We start from the raw sequence: 24,792 nt of genomic DNA, 5'->3' as shown, positions 1-24,792 counted from the left end.
CAGCTTATTGAATTTTAATTAGCGTAAGCTGATTGCCGAACACCGCACCGGTATCAATAAAGTGTTGGTTCCAGCCGCTTAGCGGCTGGTCCAGCGGTGTATGACCAAAATAGAAATCATCCGCTCCGGTAATAATTTCTCCCTGACCGCGCTGTAAACGATGGATACGTTCGCGTCCCCAGACCACGTCATATTCATTAACAGGCTGTTCATAAGCATAATGCGCTGCCGGATAGTCAGCATGTGCCACAACCACTGTGCGCTCTTCCAGACTAATATGCAGGATCAAAGGCAGCGTCTGACACTGTATTAGCGCGCGCTGCGCCTCATCGCGCTGTTCAGCATTCAGCCGCCAGAACCAATCCCCGCCGTTCATTTTCCACAGCAGGGTTTCGTTCTGCTGCAGCGCGTTCAGCGCCATCTCTTCATGATTGCCGCGCACGCTGCGAAACCAGGGCTCCGCCAGCAGGCGCAAGCAGCCCAAACTATCCGGTCCGCGATCGATCAGATCGCCTACTGAAATCAGCAGATCTTCCTGCGGATCAAAGCGCGCCGCCAGCAGTTGGCGATCCAGCAAGGCGTGGCAGCCATGCAAATCGCCGACGATATAAATATGCCGCCAGTTAGCACCATTAAGGTATTGATACAACATGTTGGTTTTCCTTACAGCTGTAAGGGGGATATTGATATGCGGTTAAGGCTGTTGCCTTTAAAGTGTAGCAGCGGAGTCAATTCACAGGTGCGGAACAGAATGAATAACCAAAAGAAATTTATTTTGATGCTAATCTGCCTTTTTAGCGGCAGCGTGCTGCTACTGGAGATTATGGCCCGCCTGGCACATAAACTCATTGTTGGCTAAGCGCGATGGTCGCCGCACGTTTACAGATCAAGTGCGGGATGTTTTATCATCGAGAAAGTGCAGCACCGCATCGGTGAACTCTTTCGGCGCCTGCAGAAAGGCAAAATGGCTGACGGTAGGCAGGATCAGCAGGCCAGCGTCAGGAATGGTTGCGGCAATATGCTCCAGATGATTGCGATCGATCGCCTCATCATGATCGCCATCAGCAATCATTACCGGTGCTGTAATCTTGCCTAAATCTTCGTCGCGCCACCCAGGCTGCGACTGCCACATCTGACTAATCTGCCGCCTGAAATTCGCATAATCATTGGGCGTGGCCGACAGCTTTTTATACTCCTCTTCCGCACGGGAAATATAAGCCGCAAACAGCGGATTTTTTTCGGTGCCTGCTTTTACGCCCTGCGTAGTGGTGCTTGGCGCAAAAGCAAACACTTTGCTTACCCGCTGCGGATAACGCATCGCCATATCCAGCCCGATAATTGCTCCGTCGCTCCAGCCAACAATAGCGGCTGTCGGCAGATGCAGGCGATCCATCAAAGCAATAATATCGTCGGTCATCAAATCATAACCGTAAGGCCGCGCATTGCGCGTACTGCGGCCATGTCCACGGCTATCGACCAGGATCACCTGATGGTGCTTCGCCAGCTCCGTGACCTGTAGCCCCCAGTAATCACTGTTGGCCAGCCCGCCATGCAGCAGGATAACGGGCGCGCCTTTGCCTGTTGTGGCGTAATAAAGCTGGATACCGTTTACATCGGCATAGCCTGTTTGCATGCCAGCCACCGGAACGGGCGTAGCTGGCAGCCGCTGCCAGCGTGTTCCCCAATGGCTGTGCTGCGTTTCCACCTGCGCTATTGCAGGAGCGAGCGCCAGAACGCCTGCCAGTAAAATTGCTGGTTTGGTATGCATTAAACGGATTCCCGTGACGGTTATGAAGAAGATGAGTTGGCCGAACGGCGGGCTATCGCACAGGAGCTGGTCCACAAGACCGTTACGATAACTTCTTTTTCTACGCTTAAATCTGTGCTCTTTATCGCATAAATTAACCAAAACCGCTATAAAAGGAGCAGAATTTGACTCATCTCCTTTTTTCACTGCACAGGAAGCTGAAGATGTCCGCTGCTGTTCGTCTTGCCTTAGTCGGCGATTATCGCCCGTCCGCCGTTGCACATCAGGCTATTCCACTGGCCATTCCTCTGGCGCTAAGCCAGTTAAATATTACTGCCAGCTGGGACTGGCTGCCGACCACCTCGATCCATAACGCAGATGCTCTGACAAGCTATGATGCCATCTGGCTGGTGCCCGGCAGCCCTTATCAACACGATCGCGGCGCCTTTACCGCTATTCGCTGGGCGCGTGAACAGCAGGTTCCGTTTCTGGGCTCCTGCGGCGGGTTTCAGTATGCGCTGGTAGAATATGCGCGCAACGTGATGGGCTGGCACGATGCCGGACATGCGGAAACAGACCAGGCGGGACGCTTAGTGATCACGCCGCTGGCATGCTCACTGGTAGAGAAAACCGGCGATGTACAGCTGGTGCCAGGCAGCCGCATTGCTGACGCTTACGGCAGTCTGCAGACGCATGAAGGCTATCACTGTAATTTCGGTGTTAACCCCGACTTTATTCGTGAACTGGAGGCGTTTCCATTACGCATTAGCGCCCATGATATGGCTGGCGATGCGCGCGCTATTGAGCTGCCCGACCACCGCTTTTTTGTCGCCACGCTGTTTCAGTCTGAACGCGCAGCGCTACGCCAGGAAATTTCGCCGCTGGTGCTGGCATGGATTAAAGCAGCCGCAGCGCGTAACTGATCTAAGACAGGGGAAATGCTTTCCCCTGTTCTCACCTCTCAGCAATGCATCAGCATCAGCATCAGCATCAGCATCAGCAAAAATTGTTATTCAATAATGGGATTCACCTGGCAGGAAGTTCGCGCTGGCTTATTAACCGCACTAAAAAACGGCTCATCGATTAAATTATTTCCTTTCTATTGAGACTTTATTTAACTACGCCGTGCTCCACAACAATACAGGCTTATTTTCAAGGAGAGTAATTATTTGTCATCTCTTTAAATATTTCATGACGCGACTGTTTGCACAGATTAATCTTAATTTGTCGTTTTTTTATAAAACTTATCTTTCTGATAAGGAACCAATCACAAAAGATAAAAACACCAGGTTATTCAGTTAATAAGCTGCATGCCTGGCCCACCTGGCAATGCCTGCGTTATTTATTTACTATGCCGTTTTGGGCGAAACTTCTGCCAATAAATTGCGGTAAATATGTCAAGCTGCTGTAAATCCGCTCTGTTTTTTTCCGTCACCCGGCAGCTAATTTTATTTCTGCTAGACTTCATTTACTCAACGCTTTCAAAGGAGAAAAATATGTTAGGTAAAGTTGAAGATAAAGTACGTGAAGGCGCAGGTAGGGCTCAGGAAGCTTACGGTCGCGCAACGGATAGCTATACTGATGAAGCTCAGGGCAGCGCACGTAAATATGCCAGCCAGGCGAGCTACGCAGTACGAGATGCCGCTGATACCGTGCGCAGCCAGGTCTCTTCCAATCCGATGGGCGGCTTAGCTATTGCTGCCGCTGTCGGGGTGGTATTTGGTTATTTGCTGGGTCGTAAATAACGTCTCGCAGGCTGGCAGGCTTCCTGCCAGCCTGATCCTGCCTAACCTTTTAATAAGCTGTAACTTCTCGGTCCGCGTCCTGCCGCAACCAATCAGCATTGCTTCCTGTCTGACAAGCCACTCAGCTTTTCTCTTTCACATTTAACACTAAAATCCCCAGACGCCGCTTTAAGCCACATTTCTGAACGAACATGGATCAGGAAAGATGTTGATGCTTTTTTAATAGATATGGACAACAACGTAAAGGCTTCTGTTAAGGTGTGCAACATAAACACAAACACCACGGAATACGCTATGTTATCTACCCTTATCTATCGCAGCCACCTTGTCGATGACGTCCCGGTTAAAGAACTGGAGCAAATGGTCATCAAGGCCAATAGTCACAATGAATTATATGGCGTTACCGGTATTTTACTGTTCAATGGCACCCACTTTTTCCAGCTGCTGGAAGGCCCTGAAGAAGCGGTGCTTTCCATCTATGCCGCGATTTGCCGCGATCCACGACATCATAACCTGGTGGAACTGTTACGGGATTACGCACCTGCGCGTCGCTTTGGTAATACAGGAATGGAACTGTTCGATCTCCGGAAATATGACAAGGAGAGCGTTCTTCAGGCCGTACTGGACAGAGGCACCTCAAAATACCAGCTGACTTATAGTGACAGAGCGCTACAGTTCCTGCGCACCTTTGTCGAAGCCCGGGAAAAAGAGAACTATTTTGAAATCCCGCCGGCAGATTACTGGGATTTCATTAGCGATGATACCTCCCTTTCTCAGCCGGAAGCGCTGGCCACCGAAGCCGAAACCTTTAGCGTGTCCATGCAGCCCATTATCGATCCCTTTTCCTGTCAAACAGACTCGCTTGAAGCTCTGATACAGCCTGTGTGTGAAGGCTCACCTTTGGACGATTCATCAGCGCTTTCGCGCGATAAAATCTACCGGAACGATCTGCAATCCAAGAAGGCTGCCTTTGCGCTGGCTAAAAAGTTAGGGATTAAAGCACAAACGCTTTCTGTAAACCTGCTGCCGATGTCGCTGGTTATGGTCCCAAATGCCGTTAACTTTTTGTTGAGTGAGATTGAAGCAAATGGGCTGGTACCTGAGCAGATCGTTGTTGAAATCACTGAGAACGAAGTTATTTCACGGATCGAGGAAGTGGAAACGGCCATTAAGCAACTCAAGGCTGCAGGCATCAGCCTTGCTATAGATAATTTTGGCGCAGGATATGCCGGACTTTCACTGCTGGTGCAATTTCAACCGGATCGGGTAAAAATCGACCACACCATTATTCGTGATGTTCATAAAAGCGGCCCGAAACAGGCGATCGTTCAGGCAATTATCAAATGCTGTTCTTCCCTGGAAATTTGCGTTATCGCCACAGGCGTAGAAAAACCGGAAGAATGGATGTGGCTGGAAGCCGCAGGTATCTGTAATTTTCAGGGCGATCTCTTTGCCAGACCTAAACTGAACGGCATTCCTGCCGTGGCGTGGCCTGAAAAAATTAATTAAAATCAATCATTTTCTACTTATGTCCTCTTTTCATCCCTGCCGGGGTTCTTTTCGAGTTACGGGCGCGCTGACCAATGCGCGCGCCCGTAACGACCGCACGCCATTCTCTGCTGTGGGCTAAACACCCTTTCTCGTACTGGCTAACAACAGATTAAATCACGGGTAAAAACCGCCGGTTAGTTATCCACAGAAAATGGGGGTAGCCTGTGCATAAATGCGTATAAACTGCGTTAAGCCCCACAAAATTTTGCCTTCAGTCAGCGAGAGTGCACATTCAATCATGCCAATACCGCTGTGCGTATGAATTTTGATCGGTATCAGCGCAATGCGAGCCAGCGCTTAGGCACAATATGCCTCCGGTTGCGCCGTTATCCAGCGCGCAGAAGGATGATAAAAGCGATAGCTGTCATCATTAACGACCACTCGCCATAAAAATGGTTAAAGTTTTAGCAATATTCGCCGATTAAATAATCACGGGGAGATACCCGACTTATCACCAGGGGAGGCAAAGAATGAGTTCAGTTAAGAAAAGTTGGTTCGTAAAGTTCATCGTTAAAAAAGGCGAAAAAGCCATTGAAATGTCTTTGCCAATTCATGGCGAAAACGCTGCTCGTGCTTTAAATGACTTCTTTGATGAGCAATCTGCCAGACATGGCATTCTACGATCTGACATCAACGTAACAGCTATGAATGCTGTTTGATATCATAAAGACAGATGACAGGGTCGCTATGGCGGCCCTTTTTATTGCTGGCAAAAAGCATGCTGAAGTATGAAAATCACAGGTCTGCCATCGCAATATCATTAACCCGGATCATTGCCAAAACATAAGTAATCCTGATAAAAGCGCATTAATTACCCCCGTTATTTTCCCATAGATAATCGTCAGGCCCGTTACACTGAGCAAAACGATTGAAGGGGGAATAGACGTTGGCACAGGAACTGGTTTTTCTTAAAGAAATTCAGAGCTTATCTAAAAACATTGAAAGTAATGCAGAGCAAGCGGTTAATCAACTGGTGAAATGCCTGTCTGACCATCCCGCCTTTATCATGGATAATGAACCCACCATCAATCTGCTGAATAGCGTGGCAGCAGTGCTGGAAAGCGGGCTGGCGCAGACTGAAACAGGTTGCCTGAAAGAAGCGCTTTGGCATTACTGGTTAAATATTTTTCATCACCAAAAATTAGATATATTTTTCTTTGGTAATGAAGAACATGCCGGATATTTTTATCAATACCTGGATAAAAGCGCGCTGGGGAATTTCTACTTTATCAAATGCACCTTAACCGAACCGGTTTCTGCAGCAGCATTTCACCAGCAGCTTACTGAAAGCCAGCGGCCAGTCATCATCTACGATCATGATGCGGCTAATATTCTCACGCTCCCTGAAGTTAATGCGGCCCTGCTCATTGCGGACTTTCAGGAAGTGATGTTCAACAAGGCGGCTCCCTTTTCATATAATGAAGATACTTTCATTGCTTATCTGCAGGAAAAGCATCTTCGTTTAATCAATAAAGATCCGGCGACCTTAATTGTTGGCAACTCTTATTGCTATCATGCATTCCCTCAAAAAAACCTTCGTTCCGCTGTTAATCTGGCAATGCACAGTATGGATCTGAAACAGGCTCAGGCGATGATTGCGCATTACACTGAGAGGGGAAATGTTAAAGAGATCGTTATCATGTTTGGTATGTTTGATCTCTTTTATGAACTGGCCAAAACCAGAGCGGAAGAGAATATCCGTGTTGTTCATATTCTTAGTCATTACAATCAGTTAAACAATATTATCCCTCACCATAAAACCAGGCAGCCGATTGTGGATCGCACGGCTTGTGAATGGGCTGCGGAAATCATTCCTTTCCAAATGAATGTTCCCGCTCTCAACAATATTCATCAAAAACTGGAGTGTGCTGAAACCCTGGCAAAATGCCATGATTTTTGGGAGCAGAGAAAAGAAGATGCCGCTTTTCTGGATGAAAGCGAGGCTCCGGTCAGCAGCGCAGCACGAGCGAAGTTACACAGTAAAAATTATAAATATAAGCTTAGCCAGCAAGCGAATATGCGCTTACTGCTGGAGATAGCGGAACAAACTAAAAAAAGTGGAATAACCGTTCATTATGTCATCCCGCCTTTTCCCGCAGCCTACCGCGAACATATGCATCAGGGGATGTTGCAGGAAAACCGGGCTTTTTTGGACAGCCTGTGTGGTGATGGTTTTGTTCTGCACGACCTTTCCGCGCATCAGGATTTTGATCGCATTGATTTCCTTGATGGCGATCATATTAACTATACCGGTGCCCTTAAAATCATTCAGGTGCTGGAGAATGCTGGCGTCACACTGTAGGCTTTAACGCACTGATAAATATCAATATATGTCGATAGCATGAATCAGTCTGCCATCTATACGCACTCTCTGTTTCACGGGGTTTTCCCCTACGGCTTCAGCGTGTAACCGGATTTTTCGCCAAGACGAGTTGGCCTGAAAAGTTATAGCCCCAACCTGTACCGTTGGGGCTGGCAGTTAAAAGAACAGGTGTTCTTTATTCATCCTTTCGTCCACCGCTGTGGCTATGTTCGCCCTTTTTACCTGCTTCAGATGTTTTCTCCCGGTTTTCTGCAAAGTTACCGCAACCTCCACGATGCCAGGCCATTTATCCTCCTGAACTTTTGTCATTAGATTAATGGCCCAGGCAGGTAATAAGCAGACGGTCAGGCTGTACGCGGCGAGAGATAAGGACGAATCAACATTCGTTCACCATGCCGGATCGATAGCAAGAGGCGCCTGATACGTCTGTTACTACGCTAAATGCCTGCCTCAAAGAACTCTTTGATCAGGCTATTCCGGCATTTGATAAGCGTTGCGCTACAATTTCTTCAGACTCGTACCAATCTATCAGCAAGAGGAAGGGATATGCGCATTCAACATCTGTTGCTTTCCAGTGACGGTTATAACCGAATTATTGAAGCGGAGAAGCTTGAAGACGAACTGGTTGTTCCGACCACGTTGTCCTCTCCATCAGCGGGCCAGGGTGACAATGCTGCCGGCCACCGGGTTGTGGTAAAAAAGCATTACTGTAAAGGAAAGTACTATGCCGTTGCCCTTGACAGACATGCCGCCAGTAATGAGATCGATGATGTTATCGACCTGCTACAACCTGCCCCAATTGATTAATGAAATTTAAATTCGCAGCGTTCAGAGCATTGCTTTGAGCGCTGTCAAAAACCAAAAGCCACTTGCCTCTTTCCTGCCGCTCTCGCTGTTTACTTCCGTGATTATCCCGGCGCTAATAAAGATTATTAAAAGCGATTTGTAAAGAAACAGCTAGCTATCTGGCTTATTGATTTGTTCTGTCAGGTTTATGACAAAATTGCTCGAGATCAAAATATAAGATTCTAATTATTTAATAATGCTTCTGTAACGACAGGTGCCTTGCATCCCCTCCAGAGATAATGGATTTCCCTTAATGGAGGGTTATTTTTTCGTCTAATCATCTATTTTATAATTTCACTGACCAAAAATGCCTTAACTCTCTTTCTCCCTGCTTAACAATCCCATCCCAGTTGCTCACGAACAAGCTTGCGATAAGGCGTATTGATGTTAGCTGGCACTTTTTTCAGATAGTTTTGAGCATGCTGAAGCTTTTCTCCCTCAAGCAAGCCAAGATATTCCAGGATATCTTCAGCGCAAGGAATACGGCCTTCAAGACCAGAAAACCTTGGCGGCAGAGCCGTCCATATTACCGCATCCAGTTTTTGTGCTACGGCCCAGTTAGCCAGAACCCCGGTGGGCATGCTTTTCAGTAAAAATTTACCTACGCTGTCCTCCCGAGAGTCAGGGATTTTTTCTCGTTCGCGCAGGGATGAGATAGCATGCTGAAGGGTGTTGGTATCCAGCAAAGCCCAGTAAACCTGTACAGGTGGGGCATTCATGCAGATAGCAGTAGCGAGTTCGCCCTGATCTCCTACACGGGAAAACTCAATTGGCATAACAGGACCGTCCGGGTTCCAGTCAAAAGCTAAAGGTAAATTTTCCGGCTTCCAAATAAGCGAACCCCAGGCAAGGCAGGCAATTTTCATTTTTTATTCCCCGTTTTTATTGTAATCAATATTTTGCCCGGTAGAGCTAAAAGACTGGCACAACCACAGCGTCCCGGGTAAAAAGCATTTTGTTATTCTTTGATTTTATGAAAATTTTTATACATCAGATGAGTTTACCGGCAGCTCCTTTTTTGTTTATATTTTAAGCATAGGGTATGCTTAATAAAAAGCCAGCGCTAAAAATTAATATTGCATTGATAAAATAAACACGTGAGCGACATTACCTCAATGCATGATGTTACAGCCATTTTTACAGGCATTACGCTTAAGGCCTTTTTCATATCATTGAACAGAAAACCGATAAGATAATAAATGCAATGCATCAGATGCCCCCGCAGCAAGCGCCGTACAGCGTACATCATGTCAGTTTGCTATTTGACTACGCATAACGAACAGTTAACCCCGGCGTGGCGTGGGTCCAAAAAAGGCCCGTCAAAGCGAGCCTTACAGGATTTTGCCTGTAATCTGTTCCCGTCACCCAGGCGCTTTTTAATTATCTGATGCAGTAGAATCATCATCGCGCGGAAACTTTTCGCATAAAGCAGTACTCATTTCTATAACCGCATCTACGAAGTTACCTGGTAACTCAATTTCCGGATGTTGACGCAGTACCTCAACCAGTACCGCTCCTACAAGTAAATCCTTTTTCAATGCCAAAGCCATCACCGTTTCCCGCTTTGCTGTAAAGGTGATGTGATCTATAGCACAAGATTTGTAACCATGAAGGAACGTCTCTGTATCTATTGTGTACAGATGTAAAATCTTTAGCAAAGCAAAGAGCCTATAACACGGAGTGCATGGGAGGAATGAGAATCTGCCCTCTTTGTTGCCAGAATATTTTATGATTTCTGGATACGTGAAAGCGGCCTGTTTGATACCGATGGCGATATGGTGGCCGTGGCGAACTGCGCCGAAACCTATAAGCCGCCGCTGCAGGAAGGCAGCGGTCGCACGCAGACCATCCGCATGATTTTAATCGTGAACAGTACCGCCGCCGTGACGCTAAAAATTGATCCATCCGTGGTGTTGGCGACGCGTAAGTATGTGGACGACAAAGCTATCGAGATACGGGCTTATGCTGACGAACTCATGAGAAAGCACCTGGCAGAGAAAACCCTTCATTCACAGTATCTGCAAATCGCCAGCGCTATGGCTGAAATCAAGGGCGCCGGACTGATTGCTGATGTTCTTAAAAACCTCGGTTTGGGCGAAGGATCGCCGGTTATCGGGTCACGCCGCCATACCGCCATCAGTAATGCGTTCAGGACAATATCTTTTGTCATCCGGGGTTGCATTGACCGATTGAATCTACAGCGGCTTTTTTAGTATGTCTCTCTCGTCGGTAACCCGCTTCAGTTCTTTCTGAAGACGCCGGATCTCAGACTGAGCACCGGACTGCGTTTTAGTGACTGATGAATCAGGGCCATACTTTTTACCCAGGCATAGAGGCTGTGCGTGGTGATATCAAGACGGGTGGCGACGGTTGCGATGGAATGGCCGCGAGCAACAACCTGTTTGACCGCTTCAATTTTGAACTCTTCAGGATAACGTTTACCGCTCATGGGCACCTCTTTTATAAGTCATCTTAAATGACTCTGAGGTGTCTGTTAAACCCGTGGGGATTCATTTCCCTTTATGCAAAGAGCCTCTGTAATGTCTGATGAGATATAAGTGCGGGCATATAAAAGGCGGCACATGGCCACCACAGATGAAAGAATAAAACAGTTGCAGATGCTTTAGCTTTTACCTAACCAGCGTCCGGCTTTTGCAGAATCTATCATTAACTGAATAGTTAACGGGTCATGTTTTTTGCTCAGGTTTTCAGGAAAATATTGCTCAAAATCTATGTCAGATGGCTCTATGTTGAACATCTCCACATACCGCTCAAGTAGCTCATATGCGTCAATCGGATCCATTCTGAAATCTTCGTTCAGATCAGTTGTAGCCTTTAGCGGATAACGTTTCATTGAAAACAACCTTGGGCCGTTGTATTCATTTACCAGCTCAAATACGGCTTGTTCGACATTATCCTCTACCATACTTTATCCTCTGTCCTGACTATTCTGTTATAACGAACCATTGCCTCATAGCTTATTTGCGCCACGTCTGTCGCCAATACAAGCCAACCGATAACCGGGATAGTTCGTCCTACAAACGTAGCCAGTCTGTAAGTCATTACCCTTTTAACTTCAAATGGATTGGCAGGATTCTGAATCCAGGTGGGTAACTGAAATGGCAGCATGTACCCTTTCAGAAGCTTACGAGAATACTTTGACGCGTAACTCGTTCCCGGCGTGGCTTTGCCAAATTTCCCTCTAACCTGAATAGTGTTTTGCCCGCTGTAAACTGCTGCCGCAGCGATTACATCCTTTGCACCAGTAAAATGCCCGGCAGTGACATCAACCATGATCCAGTAAAAAAGCTCCCCGGCTGTGAGGTTCGTCAGTCCACCATAAAAATAAGTCCCGTTAAGCTGCTCTGTGGTATCCATAACGCTCATCCTTTTAGCTGCGTACTTTTTGATAGTACCGCTGTAATTTAGAGCAGTCCAGATGAGCAAGGTTAACCGGTATGTTGTTGCCAGGCTTTGTATATTCCGTCTTTCCGGCTGTCTGCATAAGCCACCAGCAGGAATTTGGCTCAGGGCCGACCGGTGCTTGTGCTGCGGGTGTTATTCGCCCCACAGCCCACTGGGGTTGTCGTACCGGGAAACGGGCATAAAAAAACCGCTCGGAGGCGGTTTATTTGTCAGGGTGGGATTCGAACCCACGTTCTTGCAGTATTGGCTGTTTCGTTGATTCATGCGCTTTTTCAGCGCGGGATGTTTAAGAGCGGTGAAACTATTTTTTATGACTTGGAAAAGGCCGTAGCTCCTCCCCCTTGACACTTCCGTCCGGCAAAATGGTGACAAAAATATTTCGACCGGTACGGATGGCTTTACTGATTGCGCACTGAATTACGCCAAAGTCTTTCGCAGCCTTAGCCTGGCCATATAGCTTCGCGTAATCCTCAAGTGTCATTCGATTCATAAGCTAGCTCCTGAGGTTTACTCGCCATAAGAATACTAAGGGTATTTATTATATTCAATAGTACAGGTATTTCTTAAATGAGTACTGTTAGTATTACAATCGCAATATGGAAAAAAAGAAGCCCCTGACGACAGAACAGCTTGAAGACGCGAAGCGGCTGAAAGCTCTGTATGAGTCTAAGAAAAAAATGCTGGGTATTACTCAGTACACAATCGCAGACGAACTGGGGATTTCACAGGGCGCGGTAGGCCATTACCTCAATGGTAGAATTGGTCTCAACGTCCCCATAGCTTCTGGCTTTGCGAAGATCCTACAGGTGCCAATCTCTGAGTTCAGCAAAACACTGTCCAGAGAGGTGTCTGAGTATTCTTTCAACAACTCAGAAGAAAGATCTAAACAGCCTTCTGGTCGACTGGCTTACGATTATCCACTTTTCGACTATGTACAGCCCGGCCCCTTTTCGGAGGTAGGAAGCTATACCGCCAGTGATGCCAGGGCATGGATAGCAACCACAAAGAAAGCGAGCGCCAAAGCATTTTGGCTTGAAGTCAAAGGTCATTCTATGACGGCTCCACAGGGGGTACGGCCGAGTTTTCCTGAAGGGATGTTGATACTCGTGGACCCTGCCGAACTGGTGGAATCAGGTGATTTCTGTGTGGCTTCAGCTAACGGAGACTCAGAGGCAACCTTCAAAAAGTACGAGCTTGATGGTGGAGTAAGTTATCTGGTGCCACTCAATCCGGCCTACAGGATTCTGGACTGCGATCATAGCTGCCGCATTATCGGCAAAGTGGTAAAGGCGCAATGGCCGGAAGAAACTTTCACAAAAAATTAGATGGGTTTTGGTATGGATGCTAAAGAGCTAGCAAACAATATGGCGGATGCCATTAATGTTAACAGCAGTTTTTTGCGTAGTTTCGCAGGGGGTGCATTGGAGCTACCTGTAGATTTGTTTTATCTCGGCTATGACTTTCTGGATACAGATAGTCGCTGGGAAAATAATTTTGATAAAGAGCGCTGTATCAGGCTGGTTAAAGATGGCTTTGCTAACCGCAAATACATCGAAAAGATGGCAAATTACATTATTCAACGTTACCTGGATAAAGTAGATATAGAGAAACTTAAAAACGTAGCGGTTAATAGTTCAGCAAGTCTTGCCGGTAGTGTAATAACAAACAGGTTAATATTGGGCAATATTGGCACTATGTTTACTAGCCGTATGGTCGCAAAAATGGTCGTGGGATTTACTTTTTCGACGTTGCTTTCTTTAGGAGCATTACAGTCCAGAGCTGTTTATTCATCCCGTGAGCTGAATCGACGAGATCCGGAACTTTATAATTATCTCCGCAGGCTGGGAAATTTGGATCTTCTTTATTTTCTAATTGAGAAACGAGTAAAGCCTTTTGAAGACGCAACGGCTTTATGGCATCGCAACCGCCGTCTGTTCGACGAGGTGACAACGTTGTTTTTTCAGAGAGTAACTCCATGAATATATTAAAAAAAATCATATCACGGGGTATAGCAGGGATCAGCGATTGCATTATTTTGGCTACCCTTGGGCTCCTGTTTTGGTTCATTTTTATGTCAGAGTCTGAGTACCGCTATCTTAAAGCCGGTATATCATGCCTGGGTTTTATAATTGCCTATTTAGTGTACCGTATTGCCAACAGAGTTCATGATGACATTTGAGCTATAAGATTAATCGATACGGTATTCAAAATTCCGCATAAAGATTCATTTTTCCTGACTCTTGCAGAACTTCATAAAAGTGTGAAGCAGGATGAAAATTTTAATGTTCTTTATCTTAGTAATTGCGGGTATCGTTTTGATACCGGACAGCTGGGTTAGCAGCTTCGTTGGTCATTACATACCCATACATGGCGATGGCGAAGAAGCCATGGCCGATTTTGCTTTTACTGTGGTCTGTACAAAGGCGGTTCTGTCAGCAGCAATCGCTCTGCCCCTGATGTGCATCTACCAAAAAGTTCGTTAATCATACAAAGTTTAAGTATCCAAGCGATCTTAGACCTTTTGTAAATTAGGCATATATGGCCTGCCTCATGAGCCATATCAGACATGGTACTTGGTCTGGCTTTTGGCTAATAAGGTCCGTTTAGTATCATAAGCGGAAGTTACTAAAGTGGTTTGTATTAGTCATTAGGGTTAGGTTAAAACGAGATATAACTAACTGATGTTTAAATCTAATGCTGGGGCCAGGTCAAGGTATCTCTGATTGCAAACTGCAAACCATCGGACTTAAAACTCGCACTCACACTCATTACTGATCTGGCAAATAGCGAAAATAACGAAATCGAAGATGATATATTTTATAAGGCTGAGTAGATTATGAGAATCAATATCATGTAGGATAAAGAACAAAAATTAGGGCTGCAAATTGTCGATGCATTTCAGAATGAGATAGATCGTCGAGTGAAATGCGTTTTCCCTGATATAAAAATGAGTATCAAGAAAAGGTCAACTACGGTCGTTGAATTCATGGGTTTTAACAAAGAATCAGACCGAGAAACATTAAACGGGATTCTGCAAGAGGTTTGGGAAGGAGGAAGTTGGCATTAATTCAAAATCCTGCCGCACTGAAACCCTTATTTTTGGGGCGGTGGGATTGAACAACCCGCCGTGCGGGGCGTTAGTTGGCTGAACCGCTTAATAAGCATCGGGTAAAGTAGATTCAAGCAAAAATGTCCATTATGATGATCCCAAGATTAGCCCAAAAGGAAATCATCACAATGAGCATTGGATTAATTACAGACGAGCAAGGACTTTTTTACACCTTCCAGTCAAAATTACCATCAGGTGAATACTTTGAATTTCGCCCCCGTAACCCACCACTGAACTCAAAACCCATCGTTGATGATGAAAACGGGATGTGTTTTGGTTATTCCGTCGCTCAGGTTCCCGGTTTATGGCAGATTTATGATGCCAATGGCGTGTTTGTCAGACTGGAAGAGGCTCCGTTAGAAGCCCTCTTATTGACCCTACAGACCTCGCTCTAATCGCCTTTGGTGCATTTCGCCTTTTTCGGGCTGGTAAAGCGTTACTGGAGAGTGGTGTCAAAACGGCTGTAACCGTGAAACTGAGTCAGGCCACCACCAGTATCTTACGTGGCCGCCTTAAAATGGGCTTATCCGCTTGCGCGTAAAGGATGAGTGAGTCATCGGCAAAACATATGCCAAACCCCGGCCGCTATGTGCCTTTACAGATTCAGGAAAAGGCCATTCGTTATGGTACCAGAACGCCAGATCCACTGAAAAAGCCAGGGCTTTTCCGGTACGAAGCTCGTATGTATAAGCTTCTGGAAAACAAGCAAAATAAAGGCACTTATATTTACAGATCATACCGTCCTGAGGTTCTGGTCAGGGAAGCTGACTGGACTATCATGCATTTTCAGTACATGCCGTAAAGGGGGAGTGATGATAGATATCACAAGCGGTACCAGACACCTTAAATTAACGCCTTATGAAAGACTGGCTGAGCCCGAGGAGCCTGCCTATAGCCGTATTATGGTATGGGTTGAATTCTCAATTCCTGCCTTAAAAACTGAGTTCGCCGCAGAGTTTTTTTCGGTCAGTTAGAGCAGTTCAGGAATGATATGCAGGGTTTCCATCAGGCCTTAAAGAATGGGGGGGAATTTAAGGATATTAATTTAACCTCGGCATTCGAGCAGGTTGTGCTTAAATTTCACCAGGCACATTTTGCCGGGGCTGTTGGCGTTAGCATGGTACTAAAGCCTGAAAACCATGCTGACAATATTACGCTTGAGGATTCCTTCAATATTGATGGAAGTTATTTTCCAGACCTGCTCTCAGGTCTGGACGACATCGTTTCATGGCAGAACTGATGCATGAATTAAACCACAAGACCGGCACTCATAATGTCGGTTTTTAATGCCATTTATCCGCGATTTTCCCGCTTTTAAGCAGCGCATGCATAAGGTGCATGAGTTTGCATGCGTTTTTGTTTCGCACCAGGCCATCTGGAAGATGCCATTTATTTAAACCCGTTGCAGAAAATAAAAATCGCGTCCACAAACTGACTACAAGAGATCAACAGAGGGGATATTGGGTAGATCAGGGGTCCTGGTAAGCTACTGATTTTTACCTAAGTTGCTGTTCTTGAATAGTAAATAAAAAAAGACCGAATACGATTCCTATATTCGGTCCAGGGAAATGGCTCTTGTAAGAGCCGTGCGCTAAAAGTTGGCATTAATGCAGGCGATGTCGCCTTGCCTTATAAAGCGTAGAACAGTCATGAGTAATGTCCAGTCAGATGCAAACAGGCTGCAAAGAAGAGTTTAAGTCTGTGAGAACAACGGCAAAAAGCAGCCCGGGCGCTGTCTTTTAGCACCAAAATTAGCTACAGGGAATTAGCGCGGCGATACCGCGCCTGAGGGTTTACCTACACAGCTTCTCTGCACGCTCAATAATAGGCTGCAGGCTGGCTTTTTGCCCTGGGTGCTGCGGATCGTCGGCCTGAATCACCGAAATGGGCTGTGCCGTGGCTTTGCCTGAGGTCACGTTCTTTGCCGCTTCATCATTGAGCGGATACTGCATCAGGGTGCTGGGGTTGATGGCAAACAGCGCATGCCCTTTCGTACAGGTGAGCATCACTTCTTCGCGCGTAAAAGGCCATTTATCCTTGCCAATTTCAAAACGACTTACGGTGATAACTTCTGACGCTGCCAGCGCACTGGTGCAGCATCCCATCGCCAGTATTAATCCGAGGATTTTTTTCATGGGGTTACCTTATTGTCTTACTTAACTTACTCATTACGGTTGTAGCGTGGCAAAGATGCTGACTGATATCACCACCAGTACCGCCATCGCTATTTCCAGCTGCGTTGCACGCACAAACCATAATTGCGCCCTGCTGCCCGGCATGGCAAAACGCGGAACCAGCCAGTAGCGATTAAACAGCGCGGTGCATAACATTAGCGCCACCAGCCCGATTTTAATGGTCAGCCATAGCCGGTAATCATTGTTTGCAGGCCAGGGCCAGCCAACGATAAAAGCTGTGTTAACGATGCCGCTCAGCAAAGTCAGCGCCACCGCCAAATGCCCATAGCGCGAAAAGCGCATCATGGTCTGGATTGCATCAGCACGCTGCTGCGGCAATTGCGCATCACGCATTAACCATAATAACGGCAGCAGGCCACCAGCCCAGAAGGCTGCGCCGGTAAGATGAATCGCCTGATTAACACGCTGTAACACGCCAGGCCAGCCATCCAGCATAGCCGCATGTCCAACCAGCGCCAGGCCACAGAGCTGTAGCAAACCACACAGCAGCAGTAAACGCTGACGCGTGCTGCCGCCGGTTGCCAGAGCAAGGCCAGCCAGCAACGCGCCCAGCAGCTGCACGCGCCAGGCCTGACCAAAACCTGTCTGCATGACCGCCCACCAGATATTCGCCCGGGCAATATTACGCCAGTCTCCGCTCATCAGGCCGGCTTGGGCCGCCAGGATCGCCAGCGCGCTCAATAGCGTCAGGATAATGCAGAGAGTAAACAGCGGCATCAAACGCTGGCTTAGCACAGGCTGATAGCGGCGCGGTGCCAGCAGCGCGCTATAAAAGGCGCTGCCGGTTAGCAGCAACAAGGCGCTGAAGTGGAGCCAGCGGCAAAATATATACAGCGTATCCAGCGTCATCACTATTTCACGCTGAAAGTGTAACTTCCTTTGGTTCGGTGACCATCTACCGACAGTACATGCCAGTTTACCTGATAGCTTCCACTGGGCAGCGGTTTCTCCAGCGGCACAATCAGCTGATTATGTTGTTTAGGCGCACGCTCCACTTCAGCTACCGGCATCGTCTGCTGGTCAGCGGCAACAATATCAACGCCGCTGAAAGCAGGCTCAATATCCTCAGAGAATGTCAGGGTCAGCGCCTGCGGCGAGGCTTCTACATTGGCATTCGCGGCGGGATATTGCGATTTCAGATGGGCATGGGCCAGCGCAGCCGGAGAAAAGGCAACTGCCAGTACCAGGGCGGCTGCACCAGGTAAAGCAGAGAAGCGGGTTTTCAACATGATTTCATCCTGTAAACTATCGTGGTTGTCACCAACGAGGCCGCAGCATACCTCCCGTAATTAAGCCTGTCGAGGCATTAACGGCGATTCAATATAAGCACTGCGGCGCTTATACACAGGAGCAAAAAATGTCTAACAACCTGGCAACATTAACGCAGGAAGAAAAAGATAAAGTGAATGTCGACCTGGCCGCCGCTGGCGTCGCCTTCAAAGAGCGTTACAATATGCCGGTGGTAGCGGAAATCGTTGAGCGTGAGCAGCCAGAAGCGCTACGCGACTGGTTCCGCCAGCGTCTGATGCATCATCGACAAACCTCGATTAACCTTTCCCGCCTGCCATGGGAACCGAAGAAATAACAGTGCGCGTCAGCGCTAAGAGGCTTTATGCTCCGCGTGATTGATACTGAAACCTGTGGTTTACAGGGCGGTATCGTTGAAATTGCTTCCGTCGATGTGATTGACGGCCAGATCGTTAATCCCATGAGCGATCTGGTGCGTCCGGACCGGCCTATTAGCCGTCAGGCGATGGCCGTACATCGCATCAGTGAAGCCATGGTGGCGAATAAGCCGCCAATTGAAGCCTTAATCAGTCGCTATCACGGTAGTGCCTATTATGTGGCGCACAATGCCAGCTTCGATCGGCGTATGCTGCCGGAAATGTATGGCGAATGGATCTGTACCATGAAGCTGGCTCGCCAGCTGTGGCCCGGTTTAACCTATGGCAATCAGGCGTTGCGTCAGCATCTGCGGCTGGATGTTACGCCGCCAGCAGACCTGCATGCACACCGGGCGCTCTATGACTGTTATGTCACCGCCGCGCTGCTGATACGCATTATGGAAACCTCCGGCTGGGATGCGGCACATATGGCTACGCGCATGCAGCAAACCGCAGCGGAAGTGGAAGTGATGCCGTTCGGTAAATATCGTGGGCGTCCTGTTGCTGATGTAGCTAAACGCGATCCGGGCTATCTGCGCTGGATGCTGAATGCTATCCCGGATCTTAAACCTGCCCTGCGTAATGCCCTGCAGAAGCAGGTTAATCAGGATGATTAATAGCCGCTGCTGCCGTGCAGCGTGCCCTGCGCCAGGCCGATAATAAAAGCAAATTCCAGCGAAACACCTTCATAAGATTTAAAACGTCCCGATTTCCCGCCGTGGCCGGAATCCATATCGGTACAGAGCAGCAGCAGATTTTCATCGGTCTTCTGCTCGCGCAGCTTAGCAACCCACTTGGCCGGCTCCCAGTACTGTACCTGAGAATCATGCAGGCCCGTGGTTACCAGCATATGCGGATAGGGCTGAGCGGTGACGTTATCGTATGGGCTGTATTGCTTCATATAGTGATAATACTGTGGATCGTCGGGATTGCCCCATTCGTCATACTCGCCGGTGGTAAGCGGAATCGACTCATCCAGCATAGTGGTCACCACATCCACAAACGGCACCTGCGCCACGACGCCATGAAAACGCTCAGGTTGTAGATTTATCACCGTTCCCATCAGCAGGCCGCCCGCGCTGCCACCCATTGCATAGAGCCGCTGTGGATCGCCATAGCCCTGTTGAACCAGCGCATCGGTTACATCGAGAAAGTCATAAAAAGTGTTCATCTTGTTCAGTAAACGCCCATCGTCATACCACTGCTGCCCCAGTTCGCCGCCGCCGCGCACATGAACCAATGCATAGATAAAGCCGCGATCCAGCAGGCTGAGGCGGCTGGAGCTGAAATCGGCATCCATAATGGTGCCGTAAGAGCCATACCCATATACCAGCATCGGATTTTTTCCCGGCTGGTAATGCTGGCGGTGATAGACCAGCGAAACCGGCACTTCCACGCCGTCCCGCGCTTTAACCCACAAGTGCTCGCTTTTATAATTAGCGGAGTCAAAGCCGTTTATCTGCGTCTGTTTTAATACGCGCCGTTCACCGGTATCCATATCCAGTTCAAACAGCGTGCTCGGGGTGGTCATGGATGAATAGCCGTAGCGCAGCTTGCTGGTCTCCGGCGAAGCGTTATAGGCCAGCCAGGTCACATAAGCGGGATCGTCAAAGGCGATCCCAAAGGTTTCGCCGGTACGCCAGCAGATCTGCCGCAGGCTGGAAAGGCCACGCTGGCGTTCCTCAACCACCAGCCAGTCACGAAACAGCTGAAAATCCTGCATCACCACATGATCGCGCGGCGCGATAATGGTTTCCCATCGTGATTCATCCAGATAGCTGGTGCGATACAGGCCGAAGTTCTTGCCTTCACGATTCGAGCGCAGCCAGAAGTGATGATCGTAATGATCGAGCGTGTATTCATGACCTTTGCGGCGCGGCACAAAAACTCGGGGGCGCGCATCGGCATATTCAGCATCCAGCAGATGGATTTCGGTTGTAGTGGTGCTGTGCAGCGCAATAAGAACAAAATGTTCCGAAGTGGTTTTATGCACGCTGAGGTAAAAGGTGTCATCACTCTCCTCATAGACCAGCTCATCATCCTGTTGCGGCGTGCCGACATTATGACGCCACACCTGATACGGCAGCAGCGTCTGCTTATCTTTGCGCACATAATAGAGCGTTTTTGAATCGTTAACCCAGGCAAAACTGGAAGAGACATTTTCCAGCACTTCAGGATACCAGTTGCCGGTTTCCAGATTACGGAAACGGATACCGAACTGACGGCGCGACAGAAAGTCTTCCGCCAGCGCCATAATGCGGTTATCAGGACTGATATCGAGCGAGCCCATGGTATAAAATTCACTGTGGGCGGCGCGCCGGTTGGCGTCCAGCAGCACTTCCCACTCCTCCGGCGTTTCGGTCTCCGCTGGCTGGCGATAATAGATAGCGTATTCGTTACCGGCCTCATAACGGCTTTGATAGCGATAGCCGTTTTTCACGTAAGGGACCGAGTAATCCTGCGGCGAAATACGTCCGACCATCTCTTTCAGCAGGCGATCCTGCAACGCCTTTTGGGTCTGCATCACTTGATGACCATAGCTGTTTTCAGCGTGCAGATAATCCAGTACCTCTGGATCTTCACGCTGATCGTCGCGTAGCCAGTAGTAATTATCGACGCGCGTATCATCATGCAGCGTCATTTCGTGAGGAACTCTTTTCGCTTTCGGTGGCATCATAACGGTTACTGTTTTCAGACAGACATACACTAAGGTTGGCAGTTAAGACCATGATTGCCAAGCGGCAGCGGTAAAAAGCAGGTAAGAGAGAAGTAGCAGCCCGTCGCCAGACTGCGACAGGCCTTAACTGCGGCGTTCAGGAAGGAAGTTTTTCTTTTTCGGTACGAATATCTTTCTCAATATCTTCGCGCACATCTACAGGGATCTTCAGCGCATCGCCCAGCTCTTTCAGGTAGCTGCGTTCCATAAAGTGATCGACATCGATAGCCGCACAGCTCAGGAAATAGAGTTCCAGCGCCTCTTCCTCGTTTTTTATTCCCTGCGCCAGCCAGTGCGGGTCCAGTGGACGGTTGATCGCCTGCTGAATCAGCGCCTCCGCCTGCTCGCCGTACCCTGCCTGATGGATATTTTGCTCAATGGCTTTACGTTCCTCGCCATCAATATGTCCGTCGCTTTTTGCAGCAAACACCAGCGCGGTGATTAATCGTTCTGCACGCTGATCCACCGGTGTCGCCTGCTGACCAAACTCAGGCTCACCCTGATGGGCTTCGCGCACCCGCTGCTTGTATTTATTCCACAGCAGAACGCCTGCCGCCGCGCTGCCGCCAATCACCAGCGCATTTTTGCCATATTTGCTTAACAGATTACGGGAAGATTTATTGGAGATAAGCATTCCGGCCAGGCCACCGAGCGCGCCAGGCGCCAGCATTTTACTTAACCCTTCGCTGCCGCCCTGCGCTTTTGCGCCCGCGTTGCCAATTGCCGTATTGCTTAACATTTTTTGCACCTGCTGCAGCCAGTTACTCATAATCTCTCCTTTTTTGATGTGTGCCTTAGTGTGAAGCACCGGACGTCAAGAAGCGTAAGCGAGAGCAAATAGCAGAAAACGCCGCGCCGGATATTTCCGGAGCAGCGTCAGGTGATTAGCAACGGGCCGCTCGCGCCAAAGATCGCCCGTGGTTGAGCGAAAACGCGCCATCGGAGCTGTGGGTCTACATCGCTACATCACCCTGCCTGTCCTGTATAAAACAGGACGGGATGAGACGGGAGCGCTCATCCCACTCTGCTTAAGATCGTTATCAGGAAAGTGTGGCTGATATTCAACAGGCTGCAATGTTAATCAGGCTGGTCAATCAGGCGGCCTTCACTGCGCGTACTTTTTTTGCCGTTTCGTCCTGTGCTTTACCGTCATCTGTTTCCGTTGCGGTAGCTTTCGCGGCTTTTACCGCTGGCTGCGCTTCCGGCAGCTTGCTGGTACGCAAAATGTGCTGAACGGCATCTTTTTGTTCTGCCAGGAACAGCCCCAGTTTTTCCAGTTGCGCTTCCTCCAGTGGCAGTTCACTTTGTATCAGCCAGTCAGTAAAAGCTTCTGCCATATCGAGCATTTTGTCGTATGCGTCTGCTTCTTTTTTACTGGCAAATGTCATTTTTTCTTCACCTTTTCTGACCACAACAAATTTGGTTTCAACAGCCATGACTCACCTCGGGTTATACTGTATTTTTATACAGTATAACAGGCCAAACAGTGAGATCAAGTTTTCCCTGCAGCTGCCAACGCAAACGTTTTCGTATATACTGCGCGCGTTTTTACTCTTCACTTTTCAGGTAGGTACTATGACGATTCTTGGAACTGCGCTGCGTCCGGGTGCGACGCGCGTGATGCTGTTGGGTTCAGGTGAACTGGGCAAAGAAGTGGCAATCGAATGTCAGCGTCTGGGCGTTGAGGTGATCGCTGTTGATCGTTATGCCGATGCGCCGGCCATGCATGTTGCCCACCGCAGCCATGTCATTAATATGCTGGATGGCGAAGCGCTGAAAGCGCTGATTAACCAGGAGCGCCCCGACTTTGTGGTACCGGAAATTGAAGCTATCGCCACCGATATGCTGATTGAGCTGGAGCAGCAGGGACAGCGCGTAGTGCCAGCCGCTCAGGCGGCGCGTCTGACCATGAATCGTGAAGGTATTCGCCGTCTGGCAGCTGAAACGCTGGGCCTGCCTACCTCCAGCTATCGCTTTGCCGACAGTAAAACCGCTTTTATCGCCGCGGCAGAAGAGATTGGTTTCCCCTGCATCATTAAACCGGTCATGAGCTCTTCCGGCAAAGGCCAAAGTTTTATTCGTGATGCGTCACAGCTGGAAAAAGCGTGGGACTATGCGCAACAGGGCGGACGCGCCGGAGCGGGAAAAGTCATTATTGAAGGCGTGGTAACATTTGATTTTGAAATTACCCTGCTTACCGTAAGCGCCGTGGACGGCATCCACTTCTGCGCGCCTGTCGGCCATCGTCAGGAAGATGGCGATTATCGTGAATCCTGGCAGCCGCAGCAGATGAGCCCGCTGGCATTAGCACGCGCTGAGCAGATCGCTGAAAAAGTGGTTAAGGCGCTGGGTGGCTTTGGGTTATTTGGCGTTGAGCTCTTTGTCTGCGGTGATGAGGTGATCTTTAGCGAAGTTTCGCCGCGCCCGCATGATACCGGCATGGTAACGCTGATTTCACAGGATCTCTCTGAGTTTGCCCTGCATGTACGTGCCTTTTTAGGCCTGCCGATTGGGGCGATTCGTCAGTACGGCCCCGCCGCGTCAGCGGTTATTTTACCGGAGCTGCAGAGCAACAATGTCAGCTATAGCGATGTGGAAAAAGCATTAGGTGCCGGTCAACAGCTGCGGCTGTTTGCTAAACCGGACATCGACGGCAAACGGCGCATGGGCGTAGCGCTGGCCACTGCAGAAAGCGTTGAGGAAGCGGTTAGTCGCGCGGTTGCGGCAGCGGCGGCGGTCAGGGTAAGCGGTTAAGGAAACGGCTCTCCCGCGGTGGGAGAGCCATTGTATTTAGCGAGCGCCAGCTACTGCTTCACGTGCCAGCTCGGTAATACGCTGATAGTCGCCCGCTTCCAGCGCATCGTTCGGCACCAGCCAGGAGCCGCCGATGCAGAGTACGCTTTTCAGCGCCAGGTAATCACGATAGTTAGCTGGCGAGATACCGCCGGTTGGGCAGAAACGCACCTGCGGGAAAGGCCCGCCGATCGCCTGTAAAGCTTTTACGCCGCCGTTGGCTTCTGCCGGGAAAAATTTAAATTCGCGCAGGCCATACTGCATCCCGGTCATCAATTCAGAAACGGTGCTGATACCTGGAATTAACGGAACGGTACCTTCTGTGGCCGCCTGCAGCAACGGTTCGGTAATGCCCGGGCTGATAACAAACTGGGCGCCTGCCGCCGTGACTTCCGCCAGCTGCTGAGGATTTATCACCGTTCCGGCACCGACGATAGCGTCCGGCACTTCCTGAATAATGGCTTTCAGCGCATCCATCGCCACCGGCGTGCGCAAAGTCACTTCCAGTACGCGAACGCCGCCCGCCACCAGCGCTTTCGCCATCGGCACCGCATGTTCCAGTTTGTTGACTACAATAACCGGCACCACCGGTCCCGTGGTCAGGATCGCTTCGGCACTCGTTTTCCAGTTTTTCATCGCACTTTCTCCTGTGAGGCCAGCGAACGTTCCGACCACTG

29 protein-coding genes and 4 pseudogenes are annotated in these 24,792 nt (G+C 48.9%); 17 read left to right on the top strand and 16 right to left on the bottom strand.

The features are described from left to right. Nucleotides 1-4: 4 nt before the first annotated feature. Nucleotides 5-652 carry a metallophosphoesterase gene (locus tag B1H58_RS16190; RefSeq protein ID WP_085071494.1) on the bottom strand — a complete coding sequence of 216 codons (648 nt, stop codon included), beginning with the start codon at nt 650-652 and terminating at the stop codon, nt 5-7. 234 nt (nt 653-886) lie between these two features. Further along, nucleotides 887-1,768, bottom strand: a complete 882-nt coding sequence (locus tag B1H58_RS16185) for an alpha/beta fold hydrolase (protein ID WP_085071493.1) — start codon at nt 1,766-1,768, stop codon at nt 887-889. 203 nt (nt 1,769-1,971) lie between these two features. Here B1H58_RS16185 and B1H58_RS16180 point away from each other — a divergent pair, with 203 nt between their 5' ends. From B1H58_RS16180 to B1H58_RS16160, 5 genes are all read left to right on the top strand, one after another. Continuing rightward, complete coding sequence (locus B1H58_RS16180) at nt 1,972-2,670, top strand: CTP synthase C-terminal region-related (seleno)protein (protein WP_085071492.1); 699 nt, start codon at nt 1,972-1,974, stop codon at nt 2,668-2,670. A 573-nt stretch (nt 2,671-3,243) separates the two neighbouring features. Beyond that, nucleotides 3,244-3,492 (top strand): DUF883 family protein, encoded by a 249-nt coding sequence (locus tag B1H58_RS16175; RefSeq protein ID WP_085071491.1) that lies wholly within the window; start codon nt 3,244-3,246, stop codon nt 3,490-3,492. Between the two features lie 294 nt (nt 3,493-3,786). Next, nucleotides 3,787-5,001, top strand: coding sequence for a diguanylate phosphodiesterase (locus B1H58_RS16170; RefSeq protein WP_085071490.1), 1,215 nt, complete (start codon nt 3,787-3,789; stop codon nt 4,999-5,001). Nucleotides 5,002-5,513: 512 nt separating this feature from the next. Further along, a complete protein-coding gene (locus B1H58_RS16165; protein ID WP_085071489.1) occupies nt 5,514-5,702 on the top strand; it encodes a hypothetical protein in 189 nt (62 codons plus the stop codon). Nucleotides 5,703-5,929: 227 nt separating this feature from the next. Beyond that, nucleotides 5,930-7,345 (top strand): hypothetical protein, encoded by a 1,416-nt coding sequence (locus B1H58_RS16160; RefSeq protein ID WP_085071488.1) that lies wholly within the window; start codon nt 5,930-5,932, stop codon nt 7,343-7,345. 211 nt (nt 7,346-7,556) lie between these two features. On the opposite strand, the pseudogene B1H58_RS21080 reads toward B1H58_RS16160, so the two are convergent. Beyond that, nucleotides 7,557-7,652: pseudogene (locus tag B1H58_RS21080) on the bottom strand (con-10 family general stress protein); the annotation flags it as partial. A gap of 260 nt (nt 7,653-7,912) precedes the next feature. Here B1H58_RS21080 and B1H58_RS16150 point away from each other — a divergent pair. Further along, on the top strand, nt 7,913-8,173 hold the full coding sequence (locus tag B1H58_RS16150) for a hypothetical protein (RefSeq protein ID WP_085071486.1): 261 nt from the start codon (nt 7,913-7,915) through the stop codon (nt 8,171-8,173). A gap of 371 nt (nt 8,174-8,544) precedes the next feature. Here B1H58_RS16150 and B1H58_RS16145 read toward each other — a convergent pair whose 3' ends face one another. Further along, nucleotides 8,545-9,078 (bottom strand): hypothetical protein, encoded by a 534-nt coding sequence (locus B1H58_RS16145; protein WP_085071485.1) that lies wholly within the window; start codon nt 9,076-9,078, stop codon nt 8,545-8,547. Between the two features lie 510 nt (nt 9,079-9,588). Then, a complete protein-coding gene (locus B1H58_RS20710; protein ID WP_157130197.1) occupies nt 9,589-9,762 on the bottom strand; it encodes a hypothetical protein in 174 nt (57 codons plus the stop codon). Nucleotides 9,763-9,945: 183 nt separating this feature from the next. Between B1H58_RS20710 and B1H58_RS16140 the strand changes: the two are divergent. Continuing rightward, nucleotides 9,946-10,329, top strand: a pseudogene (locus tag B1H58_RS16140) (phage tail protein); the annotation flags it as partial. A gap of 87 nt (nt 10,330-10,416) precedes the next feature. Here B1H58_RS16140 and B1H58_RS16135 read toward each other — a convergent pair. The 4 genes and pseudogenes from B1H58_RS16135 to B1H58_RS16120 form a co-directional block, all read right to left on the bottom strand. Then, nucleotides 10,417-10,661: pseudogene (locus B1H58_RS16135) on the bottom strand (transposase); the annotation flags it as partial. 174 nt (nt 10,662-10,835) lie between these two features. Next, entirely contained in the window at nt 10,836-11,138 is a 303-nt protein-coding gene (locus B1H58_RS16130; protein ID WP_085071483.1) for a DUF1493 family protein, read from the bottom strand. Continuing rightward, nucleotides 11,132-11,590, bottom strand: coding sequence for an STM2901 family protein (locus B1H58_RS16125; protein WP_085071482.1), 459 nt, complete (start codon nt 11,588-11,590; stop codon nt 11,132-11,134). The genes B1H58_RS16130 and B1H58_RS16125 overlap by 7 nt, the downstream gene beginning before the upstream one ends. A gap of 349 nt (nt 11,591-11,939) precedes the next feature. After that, nucleotides 11,940-12,128 carry a Cro/CI family transcriptional regulator gene (locus B1H58_RS16120; protein ID WP_085071481.1) on the bottom strand — a complete coding sequence of 63 codons (189 nt, stop codon included), beginning with the start codon at nt 12,126-12,128 and terminating at the stop codon, nt 11,940-11,942. A gap of 106 nt (nt 12,129-12,234) precedes the next feature. On the opposite strand from B1H58_RS16120, the gene B1H58_RS16115 reads away from it, so the two are divergent. The 7 genes and pseudogenes from B1H58_RS16115 (at nt 12,235) to B1H58_RS16085 (ending at nt 15,987) form a co-directional block, all read left to right on the top strand. After that, entirely contained in the window at nt 12,235-12,963 is a 729-nt protein-coding gene (locus tag B1H58_RS16115; RefSeq protein ID WP_085071480.1) for a LexA family protein, read from the top strand. Nucleotides 12,964-12,975: 12 nt separating this feature from the next. Further along, complete coding sequence (locus B1H58_RS16110) at nt 12,976-13,617, top strand: hypothetical protein (protein ID WP_085072343.1); 642 nt, start codon at nt 12,976-12,978, stop codon at nt 13,615-13,617. A gap of 291 nt (nt 13,618-13,908) precedes the next feature. Continuing rightward, on the top strand, nt 13,909-14,121 hold the full coding sequence (locus B1H58_RS16100) for a hypothetical protein (RefSeq protein WP_157130196.1): 213 nt from the start codon (nt 13,909-13,911) through the stop codon (nt 14,119-14,121). 227 nt (nt 14,122-14,348) lie between these two features. Continuing rightward, a pseudogene (locus B1H58_RS20845) lies at nt 14,349-14,471 on the top strand (hypothetical protein); the annotation flags it as partial. A 45-nt stretch (nt 14,472-14,516) separates the two neighbouring features. Further along, on the top strand, nt 14,517-14,705 hold the full coding sequence (locus tag B1H58_RS21075) for a DinI-like family protein (protein WP_335671930.1): 189 nt from the start codon (nt 14,517-14,519) through the stop codon (nt 14,703-14,705). A gap of 170 nt (nt 14,706-14,875) precedes the next feature. Further along, nucleotides 14,876-15,142, top strand: coding sequence for a hypothetical protein (locus B1H58_RS21070; protein WP_237172421.1), 267 nt, complete (start codon nt 14,876-14,878; stop codon nt 15,140-15,142). A 596-nt stretch (nt 15,143-15,738) separates the two neighbouring features. Continuing rightward, nucleotides 15,739-15,987 (top strand): hypothetical protein, encoded by a 249-nt coding sequence (locus tag B1H58_RS16085; protein ID WP_237172419.1) that lies wholly within the window; start codon nt 15,739-15,741, stop codon nt 15,985-15,987. Between the two features lie 553 nt (nt 15,988-16,540). Here the strand turns inward: B1H58_RS16085 and B1H58_RS16080 are convergent. The 3 genes from B1H58_RS16080 to yobA are packed head-to-tail and all read right to left on the bottom strand — an operon-like array spanning nt 16,541 to nt 18,171. After that, a complete protein-coding gene (locus tag B1H58_RS16080) occupies nt 16,541-16,882 on the bottom strand; it encodes a YebY family protein (RefSeq protein WP_085071477.1) in 342 nt (113 codons plus the stop codon). Between the two features lie 33 nt (nt 16,883-16,915). Continuing rightward, nucleotides 16,916-17,791 (bottom strand): copper homeostasis membrane protein CopD, encoded by an 876-nt coding sequence (gene copD, locus B1H58_RS16075; RefSeq protein WP_085071476.1) that lies wholly within the window; start codon nt 17,789-17,791, stop codon nt 16,916-16,918. Nucleotides 17,792-17,793: 2 nt separating this feature from the next. After that, nucleotides 17,794-18,171 (bottom strand): CopC domain-containing protein YobA, encoded by a 378-nt coding sequence (yobA, locus tag B1H58_RS16070; RefSeq protein ID WP_085071475.1) that lies wholly within the window; start codon nt 18,169-18,171, stop codon nt 17,794-17,796. Between the two features lie 128 nt (nt 18,172-18,299). Between yobA and B1H58_RS16065 the strand changes: the two genes are divergently transcribed. Both B1H58_RS16065 and exoX read left to right on the top strand, forming a co-directional pair. Beyond that, on the top strand, nt 18,300-18,527 hold the full coding sequence (locus tag B1H58_RS16065) for a DNA polymerase III subunit theta (RefSeq protein WP_085071474.1): 228 nt from the start codon (nt 18,300-18,302) through the stop codon (nt 18,525-18,527). Nucleotides 18,528-18,554: 27 nt separating this feature from the next. Then, nucleotides 18,555-19,223, top strand: coding sequence for an exodeoxyribonuclease X (gene exoX / locus B1H58_RS16060; protein ID WP_085071473.1), 669 nt, complete (start codon nt 18,555-18,557; stop codon nt 19,221-19,223). Here the strand turns inward: exoX and B1H58_RS16055 are convergent. The 3 genes from B1H58_RS16055 to B1H58_RS16045 all read right to left on the bottom strand — a co-directional run bounded on the left by B1H58_RS16055 (nt 19,220) and on the right by B1H58_RS16045 (nt 22,758). Further along, a complete protein-coding gene (locus B1H58_RS16055; RefSeq protein ID WP_085071472.1) occupies nt 19,220-21,283 on the bottom strand; it encodes a prolyl oligopeptidase family serine peptidase in 2,064 nt (687 codons plus the stop codon). The genes exoX and B1H58_RS16055 overlap by 4 nt on opposite strands. A 136-nt stretch (nt 21,284-21,419) precedes the next feature. Beyond that, complete coding sequence (locus B1H58_RS16050) at nt 21,420-22,091, bottom strand: tellurite resistance TerB family protein (RefSeq protein ID WP_085071471.1); 672 nt, start codon at nt 22,089-22,091, stop codon at nt 21,420-21,422. 325 nt (nt 22,092-22,416) lie between these two features. Continuing rightward, nucleotides 22,417-22,758, bottom strand: a complete 342-nt coding sequence (locus B1H58_RS16045; RefSeq protein ID WP_085071470.1) for a YebG family protein — start codon at nt 22,756-22,758, stop codon at nt 22,417-22,419. Between the two features lie 139 nt (nt 22,759-22,897). Between B1H58_RS16045 and purT the strand changes: the two genes are divergently transcribed. Continuing rightward, on the top strand, nt 22,898-24,076 hold the full coding sequence (gene purT, locus B1H58_RS16040) for a formate-dependent phosphoribosylglycinamide formyltransferase (RefSeq protein ID WP_085071469.1): 1,179 nt from the start codon (nt 22,898-22,900) through the stop codon (nt 24,074-24,076). Nucleotides 24,077-24,112: 36 nt separating this feature from the next. Here the strand turns inward: purT and B1H58_RS16035 are convergent, their stop codons facing one another. Next, nucleotides 24,113-24,751: a bifunctional 4-hydroxy-2-oxoglutarate aldolase/2-dehydro-3-deoxy-phosphogluconate aldolase gene (locus B1H58_RS16035; RefSeq protein ID WP_085071468.1), complete on the bottom strand. Its 639-nt coding sequence runs from the start codon at nt 24,749-24,751 to the stop codon at nt 24,113-24,115. Nucleotides 24,752-24,792: the final 41 nt, after the last annotated feature.

Origin of the sequence: Pantoea alhagi, from assembly GCF_002101395.1 — a bacterium.
Classification (GTDB): Bacteria; Pseudomonadota; Gammaproteobacteria; order Enterobacterales; family Enterobacteriaceae; genus Mixta; species Mixta alhagi.
This window is presented reverse-complemented; position numbering and strand designations above follow the sequence as displayed.